Here is a 15,038-nt window from a genome sequence, read left to right on the forward strand (position 1 = left end):
AAAATTGCAAGCTTTGAAATAAGCTGTTAGAAACGGAAAACCTTCGTCTCTCAGATGTATGGACTCAGGCTGCAAAGGTCCCCCGGACCTTTACACTCCGTAGAGGTCTAGGTGAATTAACCGACGTCTACGAGATTGTCTGGGAAAAATTGCAAGCTTTGAAATAAGCTGTTAGAAACGGAAAACCTTCGTCTCTCAGATGTATGGACTCAGGCTGCAAAGGTCCCCCGGACCTTTACACTCCGTAGAGGTCTAGGTGAATTAACCGACGTTTACGAGATTGTTTGGGAAAAACTGCAGGGATTGAAGTAAAGTTTTACTTGGTCGTCACTACAATTTTTAAATAGAAATAGATAAAGGAAAGAAAATGGATAAACGTATTTTCGTTGAGAAAAAAGCTGATTTTCGTGTGAAATCGGACTCTTTAGTAAAGGAATTGCAGCATAATCTTCAGTTGAAAACCTTGAAGGATCTTCGTATTGTTCAGGTTTACGATGTCTTTAATTTGGCAGAGGATTTGTTTGCGCGTGCGGAAAAACACATCTTCTCTGAGCAAGTGACCGATACTGTTTTAGATGAAGCTGCGGTTCAGGCTGATCTTGAGAATTATACTTTCTTTGCTATCGAAAGCTTGCCTGGTCAATTTGACCAACGTGCAGCTTCTTCACAGGAAGCTTTGCTGTTGCTTGGTAGTTCAAATGATGTAACGGTTAATACAGCACAACTCTACTTGGTTAACAAGGATATTGATGTGAATGAGTTGGAAGCTGTCAAGAACTACCTCTTGAATCCAGTGGATTCTCGTTTCAAAGATATCACTGTTGGTATTGCGAAACAGGATTTCTCTGAGTCTGACAAGACCATTCCAAGCTTGGATTTCTTTGAAACATATACTGCAGAAGATTTTGCACAGTATAAGGCTGAGCAAGGCTTGGCCATGGAAGTGGATGATCTTCTCTTCATTCAAGATTACTTCAAGTCTATTGGACGGGTGCCAACTGAGACGGAACTGAAGGTCTTGGATACTTACTGGTCTGACCACTGTCGTCACACCACTTTCGAAACTGAGTTGAAAAACATCGACTTCTCAGCTTCTAAATTCCAAAAACAATTGCAAGCGACTTATGACAAATATATCGCCATGCGTGATGAGTTGGGACGTACGGAAAAACCTCAGACCTTGATGGATATGGCGACTATTTTTGGTCGTTATGAGCGTGCTAATGGTCGTTTGGATGACATGGAAGTATCTGATGAAATCAATGCCTGCTCAGTTGAAATTGAGGTGGATGTCAATGGTGTCAAAGAACCATGGCTTCTCATGTTCAAAAATGAAACTCACAACCACCCAACGGAAATTGAACCATTTGGTGGAGCGGCTACTTGTATCGGTGGGGCTATTCGTGACCCATTGTCAGGTCGTTCATACGTTTACCAAGCTATGCGTATCTCAGGTGCTGGTGATATTACAACACCAATTGCTGAAACTCGTGCTGGTAAATTGCCACAACAAGTCATTTCTAAAACAGCGGCTCACGGTTATTCTTCATACGGTAACCAAATTGGTCTTGCAACAACTTACGTTCGTGAATACTTCCACCCAGGTTTCGTTGCTAAGCGGATGGAGCTAGGTGCAGTTGTTGGTGCGGCTCCTAAGGGCAATGTGGTCCGTGAAAAACCGGAAGCTGGCGACGCTATTATCCTCCTCGGTGGTAAAACTGGACGTGACGGTGTCGGTGGTGCGACAGGTTCTTCTAAAGTTCAAACGGTTGAATCTGTTGAAACAGCTGGTGCTGAGGTTCAAAAAGGGAACGCCATTGAAGAACGTAAGATTCAACGTCTTTTCCGTAATGGGGAAGTGACACGTCTTATCAAGAAATCAAATGACTTTGGTGCTGGTGGGGTCTGTGTGGCTATCGGTGAATTAGCAGATGGTCTTGAAATCAACCTTAACAAGGTGCCTCTTAAATATCAAGGCTTGAATGGTACAGAAATTGCTATCTCTGAATCTCAAGAACGGATGGCCGTGGTAGTTCGTCCAGAAGATGTAGATGCCTTCATAGCAGAATGTAACAAGGAAAACATTGATGCTGTTGTCGTTGCGACAGTGACTGAAAAACCAAATCTTGTTATGCACTGGAATGGCGAAACTATCGTTGATTTGGAACGTCGTTTCCTTGATACGAACGGTGTGCGTGTAGTCGTAGATGCTAAGGTGCTTGACAAGGATGTCAAGCTTCCAGAAGAACGTCAAACATCTGCTGAAACACTGGAATTTGATACTATCAAAGTCTTGTCTGACCTCAACCATGCTAGTCAAAAAGGGCTACAAACCATCTTTGATAGCTCAGTTGGTCGTTCAACAGTCAATCACCCACTTGGAGGTCGCTATCAAATCACACCAACGGAAGCTTCTGTACAGAAATTGCCAGTTCAACATGGCGTGACAACAACTGCTTCTGTTATGGCGCAAGGGTTCAACCCTTATATCGCCGAATGGTCTCCATATCATGGTGCGGCTTATGCAGTCATCGAAGCAACCGCTCGTTTGGTTGCTGCTGGTGCCAACTGGTCTAAGGCTCGATTCTCTTATCAAGAATACTTCGAGCGGATGGATAAACAAGCAGAGCGTTTTGGTCAACCAGTAGCAGCTCTTCTTGGATCCATTGAAGCTCAGATTCAACTTGGTTTGCCATCTATCGGTGGGAAAGACTCTATGTCTGGTACCTTTGAAGAATTAACCGTACCACCAACCTTGGTTGCTTTTGGTGTCACAACTGCAGATAGCCGTAAGGTTCTTTCTCCAGAATTCAAAGCTGCTGGTGAGAATATTTACTACATTCCTGGTCAAGCTTTGGCACAAGAAATTGACTTCGATCTTATTAAATCTAACTTTACTCAATTTGAAGCTATCCAAGCTGACCACAAAGTGACAGCTGCATCAGCTGTTAAATATGGTGGTGTGGTTGAAGCTCTTGCCCTTGCAACATTTGGTAACCATATCGGAGCTAACGTTGAATTAGCTGACCTTGACACTAGCTTGACAGCTCAATTAGGTGGATTCATCTTCACATCGCCTGAAGAAATTGCAGGTGTTGCCAAGATTGGACAAACAGAAACTGACTTTACACTAGTTGTCAATGGTGTAACGCTTGATGGACACAAACTTGACAGTGCCTTCCAAGGTAAATTGGAAGAAGTTTACCCAACGGAATTTGCACAGGCAACTGAAATCGAAGAAGTGCCTGCTGTAACGTCAGATGTTGTGATCAAAGCTAAAGAAACAGTTGAGACACCAGTGGTTTACATTCCAGTATTCCCAGGTACCAACTCAGAATATGACTCCGCTAAGGCCTTTGAAAAAGAAGGTGCGAAAGTCAACTTGGTACCATTTGTCACACTCAACGAAGAAGCGATTGTCAAATCTGTTGAGACCATGGTTGACAACATAGAGAAAGCCAATATTCTCTTCTTTGCCGGTGGCTTCTCAGCAGCCGATGAACCAGATGGATCAGCTAAATTTATCGTTAATATCTTGCTTAACGAAAAAGTGCGTGAAGCTATCGATAGCTTCATCGAAAGTGGTGGATTAATCATTGGTATCTGTAACGGATTCCAAGCTCTTGTCAAATCAGGTCTCCTTCCATACGGTAACTTTGAAGATGCAAGCAGTACGAGCCCAACTCTCTTCTACAATGATGCCAACCAGCACGTGGCGAAGATGGTGGAAACACGTATTGCTAACACCAACTCACCATGGCTTGCTGGAGTGAAGGTTGGTGACATCCATGCCATCCCAGTATCACACGGTGAAGGGAAGTTTGTCGTGACAGCCGAGGAATTCGCAGAGCTTCGTGACAATGGTCAAATCTTTACCCAATATGTTGACTTTGACGGTAAACCAAGCATGGATTCAAAATACAATCCTAACGGATCTGTCAATGCTATCGAAGGTATTACAAGTAAGAACGGTCAAATCATTGGGAAGATGGGTCACTCAGAACGTTTTGAAGACGGTCTCTTCCAAAATATTCCAGGAAATAAAGACCAACATCTCTTTGCATCAGCTGTGAAATACTTTACTGGGAAATAAGATTTGTAGATTTTCTAATAGATAATCATCAGTAAATCTAAAATCAAGTAGACTTAACTTGCGATAATTGCAAATGATTTGTTGTTGAGAGCGTTCCTGCTACTAAAGGAATGATACATAAATATAAATTAGGTATAAAAAATGACATACGAAGTAAAATCTCTTAATGAGGAATGTGGCGTGTTTGGTATTTGGGGTCATCCCGAAGCTGCTAAATTAACTTATTTTGGACTCCATAGTCTTCAACACCGCGGTCAGGAGGGGGCAGGTATTCTCTCTAATGATCAAGGAAAATTGAAACGCCATCGTGATATGGGGCTCCTATCAGAAGTTTTTAGAAATCCAGCGAAATTGGATAAACTGACAGGAGCAGGAGCTATTGGACATGTGCGTTATGCGACTGCTGGAGAAGCGTCTGTTGACAATATTCAACCCTTCTTCTTTCGCTTTCATGATATGCAGTTTGGTTTGGCTCATAATGGGAATTTGACCAATGCTGCATCTCTAAAGACAGAACTAGAACAAAGAGGAGCAATTTTTAGCTCGACCTCTGATTCAGAGATTCTGGCTCATTTGATTCGCCGAAGTCACAATCCAAGCCTGATGGGGAAAGTCAAAGAAGCGCTCAGCCTTGTCAAAGGTGGTTTTGCCTACCTCTTAATGTTTGAAGATAAGCTGATTGCAGCTTTAGATCCAAATGGTTTCCGTCCCCTTTCTATCGGGAAATTAGCTAATGGAGCAGTGGTTGTTTCTTCTGAAACCTGTGCTTTTGAGGTTATTGGAGCAGAGTGGATTCGTGATGTGAAACCTGGTGAGATTGTCATTATTGATGATAGTGGTATCCAGTATGATAGTTATACAGATGAAACTCAATTAGCTATCTGTTCCATGGAGTATATCTACTTTGCACGTCCCGACTCTAATATCCATGGAGTTAATGTCCATACAGCTCGAAAGAGAATGGGAGCCCAGCTAGCCCGTGAATTTAAGCATGAGGCGGATATTGTGGTGGGGGTACCCAATTCCTCACTCAGTGCAGCTATGGGCTTTGCCGAAGAATCAGGTCTGCCAAATGAAATGGGTCTCATCAAGAATCAGTACACCCAACGCACCTTTATCCAACCAACTCAAGAGTTACGCGAGCAGGGGGTTCGTATGAAGCTATCTGCTGTTTCTGGTGTTGTTAAAGGCAAACGTGTTGTTATGGTCGATGACTCCATTGTCCGTGGTACAACTTCTCGTCGCATCGTCCAACTCTTGAAGGAAGCTGGTGCTTCTGAAGTTCACGTTGCTATCGGAAGTCCAGCTCTAGCCTATCCTTGTTTCTACGGAATTGATATCCAGACTCGTCAAGAGTTGATAGCAGCTAATCATACGGTAGAAGAAACCTGCCAAATCATTGGCGCAGACAGTCTAACCTATCTATCTATTGAAGGCTTGATTGACTCTATCGGTATTGAAACAGATGCACCGAATGGTGGTCTCTGCGTGTCTTACTTTGACGGGGATTACCCAACGCCTCTCTATGATTACGAAGAAGAATATCGTAGAAGCCTGGGGGATAAGACGAGTTTTTATTAATTGGTAGAAGAAAAATTCTCCAGAGAAGCAAAGGAAAAGGAAAAAAACAAAATGACAAATAAGAATGCTTATGCGCCACGTCTCACTACTGACTAAAAGCTGAAGCATTTGTCAGTAGACGCTTTCTCCTATGGGACCAAAACTAGAGACCTGACTAGTATTTTTAGATAAAATAATTGTTTATCTAAAAATATTTCGCAGTCTTTCTCAAAAAAAGAAAAGGAATGAATAAAATGACGAATAAAAATGCCTATGCGCAGTCTGGTGTGGATGTTGAAGCGGGTTATGAGGTTGTTGAACGAATCAAAAAACACGTTGCTCGTACGGAGCGTGCGGGTGTTATGGGAGCTCTTGGTGGTTTTGGTGGTATGTTTGATCTTTCGAAGACAGGTGTCAAAGAGCCTGTCCTGATCTCAGGGACTGACGGAGTCGGAACTAAGCTCATGCTGGCCATCAAGTACGATAAGCACGATACAATCGGTCAGGATTGTGTGGCTATGTGTGTCAACGATATCATCGCTGCAGGTGCTGAGCCTCTCTACTTCCTTGACTATATTGCAACAGGTAAAAATGAACCAGCTAAACTAGAACAAGTCGTTGCTGGTGTTGCAGAAGGCTGTGTTCAAGCCGGAGCTGCCCTCATTGGTGGAGAAACTGCTGAAATGCCTGGTATGTATGGTGAAGATGACTATGACCTAGCTGGTTTTGCAGTTGGTGTAGCTGAAAAAAGTCAAATCATCGACGGTTCAAAAGTAGCAGAGGGAGACGTGCTTCTCGGACTTGCTTCCAGTGGTATCCACTCAAATGGTTACTCACTCGTGCGTCGTGTCTTTGCGGACTACACAGGTGAGGAAGTCTTGCCAGAATTGGAAGGCAAAAAACTCAAGGAAGTCCTTCTCGAACCTACTCGCATCTATGTCAAGGCTGTTTTGCCTCTTATCAGAGAAGGATTGGTCAACGGCATTGCCCACATCACAGGTGGTGGCTTTATCGAGAACGTACCACGTATGTTCGCAGACAACCTAGCTGCAGAGATTGAGGAAGACAAGGTACCAGTCTTGCCAATCTTCAAAGCTCTTGAAAAATACGGTGAAATCAAGCATGAGGAAATGTTTGAAATCTTCAACATGGGTGTAGGGCTTATGCTCGCAGTTAGCCCTCAAAATGTAGAGCGTGTCAAGGAACTACTTGACGAGCCAGTTTATGAAATCGGTCAAATTGTGAAGAAGGCAGATGCAAGTGTGGTGATCAAATAATGGCTAAAAAAATTGCTATTTTTGCTTCTGGGAATGGTTCAAACTTTCAGGTCATTGCAGAACAATTTCCAGTTGAGTTTGTCTTTTCGGACCATAGGGATGCCTACGTCCTTGAACGTGCAGAAAAACTTGGGGTTCCGTCCTATGCTTTTGAGCTCAAAGAATTTGAGAGCAAGGCAGATTACGAAAGGACCATTGTCGAGCTTTTGAATGAGCACCAGATTGACTTAGTTTGTCTGGCGGGTTATATGAAAATCGTTGGGCCAACCCTTTTAGCAGCTTATGAAGGCCGTATCATCAATATTCACCCAGCCTATCTCCCTGAATTTCCAGGTGCTCATGGTATTGAGGATGCTTGGAATGCTGGGGTTAATCAGTCCGGTGTGACCATTCATTGGGTTGACTCAGGTGTTGATACAGGTCAGGTTGTTAAACAGGTTCGTGTACCAAGATTGGCTGATGATACTCTTGAGAGTTTTGAATTCCGCATCCATGAAACAGAATACCAGCTCTATCCAGAAGTTTTGGATAGTTTGGGAGTGGAGAGGAAGTAGAAAATGAAAGTAAGATATTTGGGTAAAAACGGGAAAGCAGCCCTTCTCTTGTCTGCGTTTATCGCTTTTTTATCAGTTGTTTTTACTTGGGGTCTATTTAAAGACTCCATCAAAACGCATGATAGTGGTTGGATGTCAGTGAGAGGAAATAGTTATATTGGTATTAGTTATATTGATCCCAACCCAATCAAGACAGATATTGATGGGACCAATCTCTATATAGCAGGATATAGTCTATCAGAGCAGCTGACCAATTATTTTATCCTTCAGGCGGATCCAAATAAAGACGAGACAAAATCTCTGTTGGGCAACGCTGATCAGTTGCAACAAAATCCACAGAGGGTTCTAGGGAGCCGAAATGGCTCTAAGTCCAATCCAACAATCCAAGCGGTTGTCAAGGAAGTGAGCAAGTCTCCTGATGTCGACAAGGAAATTCGTTTGTACTTTGAGGATGATTATTTTTCAATCACAGACCTGGAGGATCAATTTCAAAGTTCCTTAATCGCTTTTGGGGTTGGAGCTCTGATTTATCTAGTCTTTGCAACAGCTCCGAATATCTATATTTTCATCCAATGTCGGCGTGCCAAACATCAAGCTAAAGAATTTTTTGCCCTCTATCCTGAATTAATGGACCAACTCCAAAGCATGGAGTCTGGGGCTTCTTATCTGGATCGAAAAGTTGGCCTGGCCATTTATAAAGATCATTTGGTATCATTTGGCCAAAGCTTCGGTATAATCGATTTGCGAAAGGCTAAGAAAATCGTCATTGCCAACTCAAGTAGATACTATTCTATCAACCCCTTCTTCCTCTTGCTTGCTTTTTTGTCTCGTTCATCAAGTATAGTAGCCTTGGGGGCAAAAGGTAAGAGTAAACAAACTGTCGAAGTTACTCATCGAATCAATAAACAAGATGAAAGTTATGACTTTTTCCAAGGGGTTCAAGAGTATTCGGCCGATATCAATGTTAGCTTTCAGTAATGAATAAACAGAAAAAGGGAAATTTATGACTAAATGGAAAGAATGGCTATTGCTCATCTTACTTGCAATCTGCCTGCGCTTGGCTGTTAATCTTGTCTTGCCGGATCTTCCTAATGAAGGCAAGTTTGTAGTAACAGTACTGGTTGGGATTGGGGTCATCCTAATGGTCGCCAGACTAGGCAAAAATAAACAGTAGGCTATTTGACCTTAGTTGTCAATCCACTTAAAAAAATGAAAAGAGAAATGAACATGACAAAACGAGCACTTATTTCAGTCTCAGACAAAGCGGGTATTGTTGAATTTGCCCAAGAACTAAAAAAACTCGGTTGGGACATTATCTCAACAGGTGGTACTAAAGTTGCCCTTGACAATGCTGGGGTAGACACTATCGCCATCGACGATGTGACGGGTTTCCCAGAAATGATGGACGGTCGTGTCAAGACCCTCCACCCAAATATCCACGGAGGCCTCCTCGCTCGTCGTGACCTTGATAGTCACCTAGAAGCTGCTAAGGATAATAATATCGAATTGATCGACCTTGTAGTAGTCAACCTTTACCCATTTAAGGAAACCATCCTCAAACCAGACGTGACTTACGCTGATGCAGTTGAAAACATCGATATCGGTGGTCCATCTATGCTTCGTTCTGCAGCGAAGAACCACGCTAGCGTCACAGTTGTGGTAGATCCTGCTGACTACGCTGTAGTTTTGGACGAATTGGCAGCAAACGGTGAAACCTCTTACGAAACTCGCCAACGTTTGGCAGCAAAAGTATTCCGTCACACAGCGGCTTACGATGCCTTGATTGCAGAATACTTCACAGCTCAAGTAGGGGAAAGTAAACCTGAGAAACTCACTTTGACTTATGACCTTAAGCAACCAATGCGTTACGGTGAAAACCCTCAACAAGATGCAGATTTCTACCAAAAAGCTTTACCGACTGACTATTCGATTGCTTCAGCGAAACAGCTCAACGGGAAGGAATTGTCCTTCAACAATATCCGTGACGCGGATGCAGCAATCAGGATCATCCGTGATTTCAAAGACCGTCCAACCGTTGTGGCGTTGAAACACATGAACCCATGTGGAATCGGTCAGGCTGATGACATCGAGACTGCTTGGGACTACGCTTATGAGTCTGATCCAGTGTCTATCTTTGGTGGAATCGTCGTTCTTAACCGTGAGGTAGATGCTGCGACAGCTGAGAAGATGCACGGCGTTTTCCTTGAAATCATCATCGCGCCAAGCTATTCTGACGAAGCGCTTGAAATCTTGACAACTAAGAAGAAAAACTTGCGTATCCTTGCCTTGCCATTTGACGCTCAAGATGCTAGTGAAGTGGAAGCAGAATACACTGGTGTTGTTGGTGGTCTTCTCGTTCAAAACCAAGACGTTGTGAAAGAAAGTCCAGCTGACTGGCAAGTGGTTACCAAACGTCAACCAACTGAGACAGAAGCGACAGCTCTTGAGTTTGCTTGGAAGGCTATCAAGTATGTCAAATCAAACGGAATCATCGTGACTAATGACCACATGACACTTGGTGTTGGCCCAGGTCAAACTAACCGTGTGGCTTCAGTTCGTATTGCTATTGACCAAGCTAAAAACCGCCTTGACGGCGCTGTTCTTGCTTCAGATGCCTTCTTCCCATTTGCGGATAATGTGGAAGAAATCGCTAAGGCAGGTATCAAGGCCATCATCCAGCCAGGAGGCTCAGTCCGTGACCAAGAGTCTATCGAAGCTGCTGATAAATACGGCTTGACTATGATCTTCACAGGAGTGAGACATTTTAGACATTAAGAAAATAAAAGGGAAGAAAACAGTTTCTTTCCTTTTTTTGCTTTAAAAGCGAAACGAAACAAGATTAAAACGAACGTTTATGGTATAATGATAGTAAATAATTCGCAAAAGAGGTTGAGAGATGAAACTGTTAGTTGTTGGCTCAGGTGGTCGTGAACATGCCATTGCTAAGAAGTTGCTTGAGTCAAAAGACGTTGAAAAAGTCTTTGTAGCTCCTGGAAATGACGGGATGACTCTGGATGGTCTGGAATTGGTAAATATCTCTATTTCCGAACATTCTAAATTGATTGATTTCGCAAAAGCCAACGATATAGCTTGGTCCTTTATCGGGCCAGATGATGCCCTTGCGGCTGGTATCGTGGATGATTTTAATAAAGCTGGTTTCAAGGCTTTTGGTCCGACTAAAGCTGCGGCTGAGCTTGAGTGGTCCAAGGATTTTGCTAAGGAAATCATGGTCAAATATGATGTTCCGACAGCAGCCTATGGCACCTTCTCAGATTTCGAGGAAGCCAAGGCCTACATCGAAGAAAAAGGAGCTCCAATCGTAGTTAAGGCAGACGGTTTGGCCCTTGGAAAAGGTGTCGTCGTTGCGGAGACAGTCGAGCAAGCCGTCGAAGCTGCTCACGAGATGCTTTTGGATAATAAATTTGGTGACTCAGGTGCGCGTGTGGTCATCGAGGAATTCCTTGACGGAGAAGAGTTCTCTCTCTTTGCCTTTGTCAATGGGGACAAGTTCTACATCATGCCAACGGCTCAGGATCACAAGCGTGCCTACGATGGCGACAAAGGTCCTAACACTGGTGGGATGGGTGCATATGCGCCAGTTCCTCACTTGCCACAGAGCGTAGTTGACACAGCGGTTGACACTATTGTCAAGCCAGTCCTTGAGGGCATGATCCAAGAAGGGCGTCCTTATCTGGGTGTTCTTTATGCGGGGCTTATCCTGACAGCTGATGGACCCAAAGTCATCGAGTTTAACGCTCGTTTTGGAGACCCTGAGACGCAAATCATCTTGCCTCGTTTGACATCTGACTTTGCACAAAACATCACTGACATTTTGGAAGGCAAAGAGCCAGCCATCACTTGGACGGACAAGGGTGTGACACTAGGCGTGGTTGTAGCCTCAAACGGCTACCCACTAGATTATGCAAAGGGTGTCAAGCTTCCAGCCAAGACAGAAGGCGACATCATCACCTACTATGCTGGAGCTAAATTTGCGGAAAATAGCAGAGAACTGCTATCAAACGGCGGACGTGTCTACATGCTCGTCACCACAGCCGATACCGTCAAAGAGGTCCAAGAAACCATCTACGGCGAACTCAACAACCAAAACACAGAAGGCCTCTTCTATCGTACGGATATCGGTAGCAAGGCGAACAAATAAAATTTCAAAAGCGACTGAGTCGCCAAACCCGATAATGGTCGTTTAATCTGCGAGCATTAGCGAGCTGATATAGAGCAATCACCGCTGTTGTGAAAGAACGATTGGATTATAAGCCGATCGTTCAGGGAAATCGGAAGACCTTGGGCTTCCGATTTAGGCATGAGACACCTTTGGTGGCTGCTGCCGTCCCTCACAACCTAAGGTGATTGTCAAAAAAAGGAAGAAAAAGGATTAAAAATGAAACCAGTAATTTCCATCATCATGGGCTCAAAATCCGACTGGGCAACCATGCAAAAAACAACAGAAGTCCTAGACCGTTTCGGTGTAGCCTACGAAAAGAAGGTTGTCTCTGCCCACCGTACACCGGACCTCATGTTCAAACATGCGGAAGAAGCGCGTAGCCGTGGCATCAAGGTTATCATCGCAGGTGCTGGTGGCGCTGCTCACTTGCCAGGGATGGTAGCAGCCAAGACTACACTTCCAGTCATCGGTGTGCCAGTTAAATCGCGTGCTCTTAGCGGTGTGGATTCTCTTTATTCTATCGTTCAGATGCCAGGTGGTGTGCCAGTAGCGACAATGGCGATAGGTGAAGCAGGTGCGACCAACGCTGCTCTCTTTGCCCTCCGTCTCCTATCAGTAGAGGATCAGGCTGTCGCAACAGCTTTGGCAAATTTCGCAGAAGAGCAAGGAAAAATCGCAGAGGAGTCTACAAATGAGCTCATCTAAAACAATCGGAATTATCGGTGGTGGTCAGCTTGGTCAAATGATGGCCATTTCTGCTATCTACATGGGGCATAAGGTTATCGCGCTGGATCCTGCGGCGGATTGCCCGGCCTCTCGCGTAGCGGAAATTATCGTGGCTCCTTATAATGATGTGGATGCTCTTCGTCAGTTGGCGGACCGCTGTGATGTTCTCACTTATGAATTTGAAAATGTCGATGCTGACGGTTTGGATGCCGTTATCAAAGACGGTCATCTCCCACAAGGAACAGACCTACTCCGCATTTCCCAAAATCGCATTTTTGAGAAGAACTTTCTTTCCAGCAAAGCACAAGTCACTGTGGCCCCTTACAAGGTCGTAACCTCAAGCCAAGACTTGGCAGATATTGACCTATCGAAAAACTATGTCCTCAAGACGGCGACTGGTGGCTACGATGGCCATGGTCAGAAGGTCATTCGCTCAGAAGCAGATTTGGAAGAAGCCTATGTGTTGGCTGATTCTGCAGCCTGTGTTTTGGAGGAATTTGTCAACTTTGACCTTGAGATTTCAGTCATCGTGTCTGGTAATGGCAAGGACGTGACAGTTTTCCCAGTTCAGGAAAATATCCACCGCAACAATATTCTTTCAAAAACAATTGTGCCTGCTCGCATTTCAGAAAGTCTAGCCGAAAAAGCCAAAGTTATGGCAGTACGAATTGCAGAACAACTGAACCTTTCTGGAACTCTTTGCGTGGAAATGTTTGTGACGGCTGATGACATCATTGTCAACGAAATCGCGCCTCGCCCACACAATTCAGGTCACTACTCAATCGAAGCCTGCGACTTTTCTCAGTTTGACACTCATATTCTGGGTGTTCTGGGAGCACCATTGCCAGACATCAAACTACATGCCCCAGCAGTCATGCTCAACGTTCTCGGACAGCATGTCGAGCTTGCTGAAAAGTATGTCGCAGAAAATCCAAGCGCCCACCTCCACATGTATGGTAAAATAGAAGCGAAGCACAACCGCAAAATGGGACATGTGACTTTGTTTAGTGATGTGCCGGATAGTGTGGATGAGTTTGGGAAGGGAATTGATTTTTAGAAGAAACCTATGATACAAATTATCGTCAACGCATTTGTTGAAAAGGATAAGACTGGAGCAGTTGTCGAAGTCATGTTTGCTAGTGCTGACCAAGATAAGGTACAAGCTAAATATGAAGAACTAGTTACACAATACCCCGAAAACTATTTAGCAATCTATGATGTCCCGCTGGATACGGATTTGAATACACTAGATCACTATCCGTCTGTGTTTATTGGGAAAGAAGAATTTGAATAAAACGACTCCTAGTCGTTAAACATCAAAAGAAAGGAAAAATTAAAAACATGATCAACCGTTACTCTCGCCCTGAAATGGCGAACATTTGGACTGAAGAAAATAAATACCGTGCTTGGCTTGAGGTGGAAATCTTGGCTGATGAGGCATGGGCTGAATTGGGAGAAATCCCTAAGGAAGATGTGGCTTTGATTCGTGAAAAAGCGGACTTTGACATCGACCGTATTTTGGAAATCGAGCAGGAGACTCGTCACGATGTGGTGGCTTTCACACGTGCGGTTTCTGAGACTCTTGGAGAAGAGCGTAAGTGGGTTCACTATGGTTTGACTTCTACTGACGTGGTCGATACTGCCTACGGTTACCTCTACAAACAAGCCAATGACATCATCCGCAAGGATCTTGAAAATTTCCTCAACATCATCGCTGATAAAGCCAAAGAGCACAAGTTCACCATCATGATGGGCCGTACCCACGGTGTGCACGCTGAACCGACAACTTTTGGTCTTAAATTGGCAACTTGGTACAGCGAAATGAAGCGCAACATCGAGCGTTTCGAGCATGCAGCTGCTGGTGTGGAAGCTGGTAAAATTTCTGGTGCGGTTGGGAACTTTGCCAACATCCCACCATTCGTTGAAAAATACGTCTGCGACAAATTGGGTATCCGTGCTCAAGAAATCTCTACACAAGTGCTTCCTCGTGACCTTCACGCTGAATACTTTGCAGTTCTTGCGAGCATCGCGACTTCTATCGAGCGTATGGCAACGGAGATCCGTGGTCTTCAAAAATCTGAACAACGTGAAGTGGAAGAGTTCTTTGCTAAAGGTCAAAAAGGGTCATCTGCTATGCCTCACAAACGTAACCCTATCGGTTCTGAAAACATGACAGGTCTTGCGCGTGTTATCCGTGGTCACATGGTAACCGCTTATGAAAACGTAGCCCTTTGGCACGAACGGGATATCTCTCACTCATCAGCTGAGCGTATCATCGCACCAGACACAACCATCTTGATTGACTACATGCTTAACCGTTTCGGAAACATCGTTAAGAACTTGACAGTCTTCCCAGAAAACATGATTCGCAATATGAACTCTACATTTGGTTTGATCTTCAGCCAACGTGCCATGCTGACTTTGATTGAAAAAGGCATGACACGTGAGCAAGCATACGACCTTGTTCAACCGAAGACAGCTCAATCATGGGATAACCAAGTAGACTTCAAACCACTTCTTGAAGCAGATCCAGAAGTAACTTCACGTCTGACTCAAGAAGAAATCGATGAAATCTTCAACCCAACTTATTACACCAAACGAGTGGATGACATCTTCGAACGTATTGGCCTTGGCGACTAATTATAAAA

The 15,038-nt window shown here is 44.2% G+C and carries 13 protein-coding genes and 2 pseudogenes; all 15 read left to right on the forward strand.

Going from position 1 to position 15,038, the window contains the following annotated elements:
• Window positions 1-98: 98 nt before the first annotated feature.
• Window positions 99-167: pseudogene (locus QM847_RS07825) on the forward strand (phosphoribosylaminoimidazolesuccinocarboxamide synthase); the annotation flags it as partial.
• Window positions 168-243: 76 nt separating this feature from the next.
• A pseudogene (locus tag QM847_RS07830) lies at window positions 244-312 on the forward strand (phosphoribosylaminoimidazolesuccinocarboxamide synthase); the annotation flags it as partial.
• 55 nt (window positions 313-367) lie between these two features.
• Window positions 368-4,093: a phosphoribosylformylglycinamidine synthase gene (locus QM847_RS07835; RefSeq protein ID WP_269798230.1), complete on the forward strand. Its 3,726-nt coding sequence runs from the start codon at window positions 368-370 to the stop codon at window positions 4,091-4,093.
• A 141-nt stretch (window positions 4,094-4,234) separates the two neighbouring features.
• The gene (purF, locus tag QM847_RS07840) at window positions 4,235-5,674 is read left to right on the forward strand and encodes an amidophosphoribosyltransferase (RefSeq protein ID WP_414354874.1); all 1,440 of its coding nucleotides are present in this window, start codon (window positions 4,235-4,237) and stop codon (window positions 5,672-5,674) included.
• A gap of 233 nt (window positions 5,675-5,907) precedes the next feature.
• A complete protein-coding gene (gene purM / locus QM847_RS07845) occupies window positions 5,908-6,930 on the forward strand; it encodes a phosphoribosylformylglycinamidine cyclo-ligase (protein ID WP_414354876.1) in 1,023 nt (340 codons plus the stop codon).
• Entirely contained in the window at window positions 6,930-7,484 is a 555-nt protein-coding gene (gene purN / locus QM847_RS07850; RefSeq protein ID WP_414354878.1) for a phosphoribosylglycinamide formyltransferase, read from the forward strand. The genes purM and purN overlap by 1 nt, the downstream gene beginning before the upstream one ends.
• A gap of 3 nt (window positions 7,485-7,487) precedes the next feature.
• Entirely contained in the window at window positions 7,488-8,462 is a 975-nt protein-coding gene (locus QM847_RS07855) for a hypothetical protein (protein WP_414354880.1), read from the forward strand.
• Window positions 8,463-8,487: 25 nt separating this feature from the next.
• The gene (locus tag QM847_RS07860; protein WP_414354881.1) at window positions 8,488-8,658 is read left to right on the forward strand and encodes a hypothetical protein; all 171 of its coding nucleotides are present in this window, start codon (window positions 8,488-8,490) and stop codon (window positions 8,656-8,658) included.
• A 53-nt stretch (window positions 8,659-8,711) separates the two neighbouring features.
• Window positions 8,712-10,259 (forward strand): bifunctional phosphoribosylaminoimidazolecarboxamide formyltransferase/IMP cyclohydrolase, encoded by a 1,548-nt coding sequence (gene purH / locus QM847_RS07865; RefSeq protein WP_414354883.1) that lies wholly within the window; start codon window positions 8,712-8,714, stop codon window positions 10,257-10,259.
• Window positions 10,260-10,380: 121 nt separating this feature from the next.
• Complete coding sequence (gene purD, locus QM847_RS07870) at window positions 10,381-11,643, forward strand: phosphoribosylamine--glycine ligase (RefSeq protein ID WP_414354885.1); 1,263 nt, start codon at window positions 10,381-10,383, stop codon at window positions 11,641-11,643.
• Window positions 11,644-11,732: 89 nt separating this feature from the next.
• Window positions 11,733-11,849, forward strand: a complete 117-nt coding sequence (locus tag QM847_RS07875; protein ID WP_080980075.1) for a phosphoribosylaminoimidazole carboxylase — start codon at window positions 11,733-11,735, stop codon at window positions 11,847-11,849.
• 31 nt (window positions 11,850-11,880) lie between these two features.
• Entirely contained in the window at window positions 11,881-12,369 is a 489-nt protein-coding gene (gene purE, locus QM847_RS07880; RefSeq protein WP_414354888.1) for a 5-(carboxyamino)imidazole ribonucleotide mutase, read from the forward strand.
• The gene (purK, locus tag QM847_RS07885; protein WP_414354890.1) at window positions 12,356-13,447 is read left to right on the forward strand and encodes a 5-(carboxyamino)imidazole ribonucleotide synthase; all 1,092 of its coding nucleotides are present in this window, start codon (window positions 12,356-12,358) and stop codon (window positions 13,445-13,447) included. Before purE ends, purK begins: the two co-directional genes overlap by 14 nt.
• 9 nt (window positions 13,448-13,456) lie before the next feature.
• A complete protein-coding gene (locus tag QM847_RS07890; RefSeq protein WP_414354892.1) occupies window positions 13,457-13,684 on the forward strand; it encodes a phosphoribosylaminoimidazole carboxylase in 228 nt (75 codons plus the stop codon).
• Window positions 13,685-13,731: 47 nt separating this feature from the next.
• Window positions 13,732-15,030, forward strand: a complete 1,299-nt coding sequence (gene purB / locus QM847_RS07895; protein ID WP_414354894.1) for an adenylosuccinate lyase — start codon at window positions 13,732-13,734, stop codon at window positions 15,028-15,030.
• Window positions 15,031-15,038 lie beyond the last annotated feature (8 nt).

The organism is Streptococcus timonensis, assembly GCF_047463455.1.
Taxonomy (GTDB): Bacteria; Bacillota; Bacilli; order Lactobacillales; family Streptococcaceae; genus Streptococcus; species Streptococcus timonensis_B.

Bases quoted from the DNA above. Each gene is read 5' to 3' on its own strand.
- QM847_RS07835 (WP_269798230.1), top strand. From the start codon at position 368: ATGGATAAACGTATTTTCGTTGAGAAAAAAGCTGATTTTCGTGTGAAA.
- purF (WP_414354874.1), top strand. From the start codon at position 4,235: ATGACATACGAAGTAAAATCTCTTAATGAGGAATGTGGCGTGTTTGGT.
- purM (WP_414354876.1), top strand. From the start codon at position 5,908: ATGACGAATAAAAATGCCTATGCGCAGTCTGGTGTGGATGTTGAAGCG.
- purN (WP_414354878.1), top strand. From the start codon at position 6,930: ATGGCTAAAAAAATTGCTATTTTTGCTTCTGGGAATGGTTCAAACTTT.
- QM847_RS07855 (WP_414354880.1), top strand. From the start codon at position 7,488: ATGAAAGTAAGATATTTGGGTAAAAACGGGAAAGCAGCCCTTCTCTTG.
- QM847_RS07860 (WP_414354881.1), top strand. From the start codon at position 8,488: ATGACTAAATGGAAAGAATGGCTATTGCTCATCTTACTTGCAATCTGC.
- purH (WP_414354883.1), top strand. From the start codon at position 8,712: ATGACAAAACGAGCACTTATTTCAGTCTCAGACAAAGCGGGTATTGTT.
- purD (WP_414354885.1), top strand. From the start codon at position 10,381: ATGAAACTGTTAGTTGTTGGCTCAGGTGGTCGTGAACATGCCATTGCT.
- purE (WP_414354888.1), top strand. From the start codon at position 11,881: ATGAAACCAGTAATTTCCATCATCATGGGCTCAAAATCCGACTGGGCA.
- purK (WP_414354890.1), top strand. From the start codon at position 12,356: ATGAGCTCATCTAAAACAATCGGAATTATCGGTGGTGGTCAGCTTGGT.
- QM847_RS07890 (WP_414354892.1), top strand. From the start codon at position 13,457: ATGATACAAATTATCGTCAACGCATTTGTTGAAAAGGATAAGACTGGA.
- purB (WP_414354894.1), top strand. From the start codon at position 13,732: ATGATCAACCGTTACTCTCGCCCTGAAATGGCGAACATTTGGACTGAA.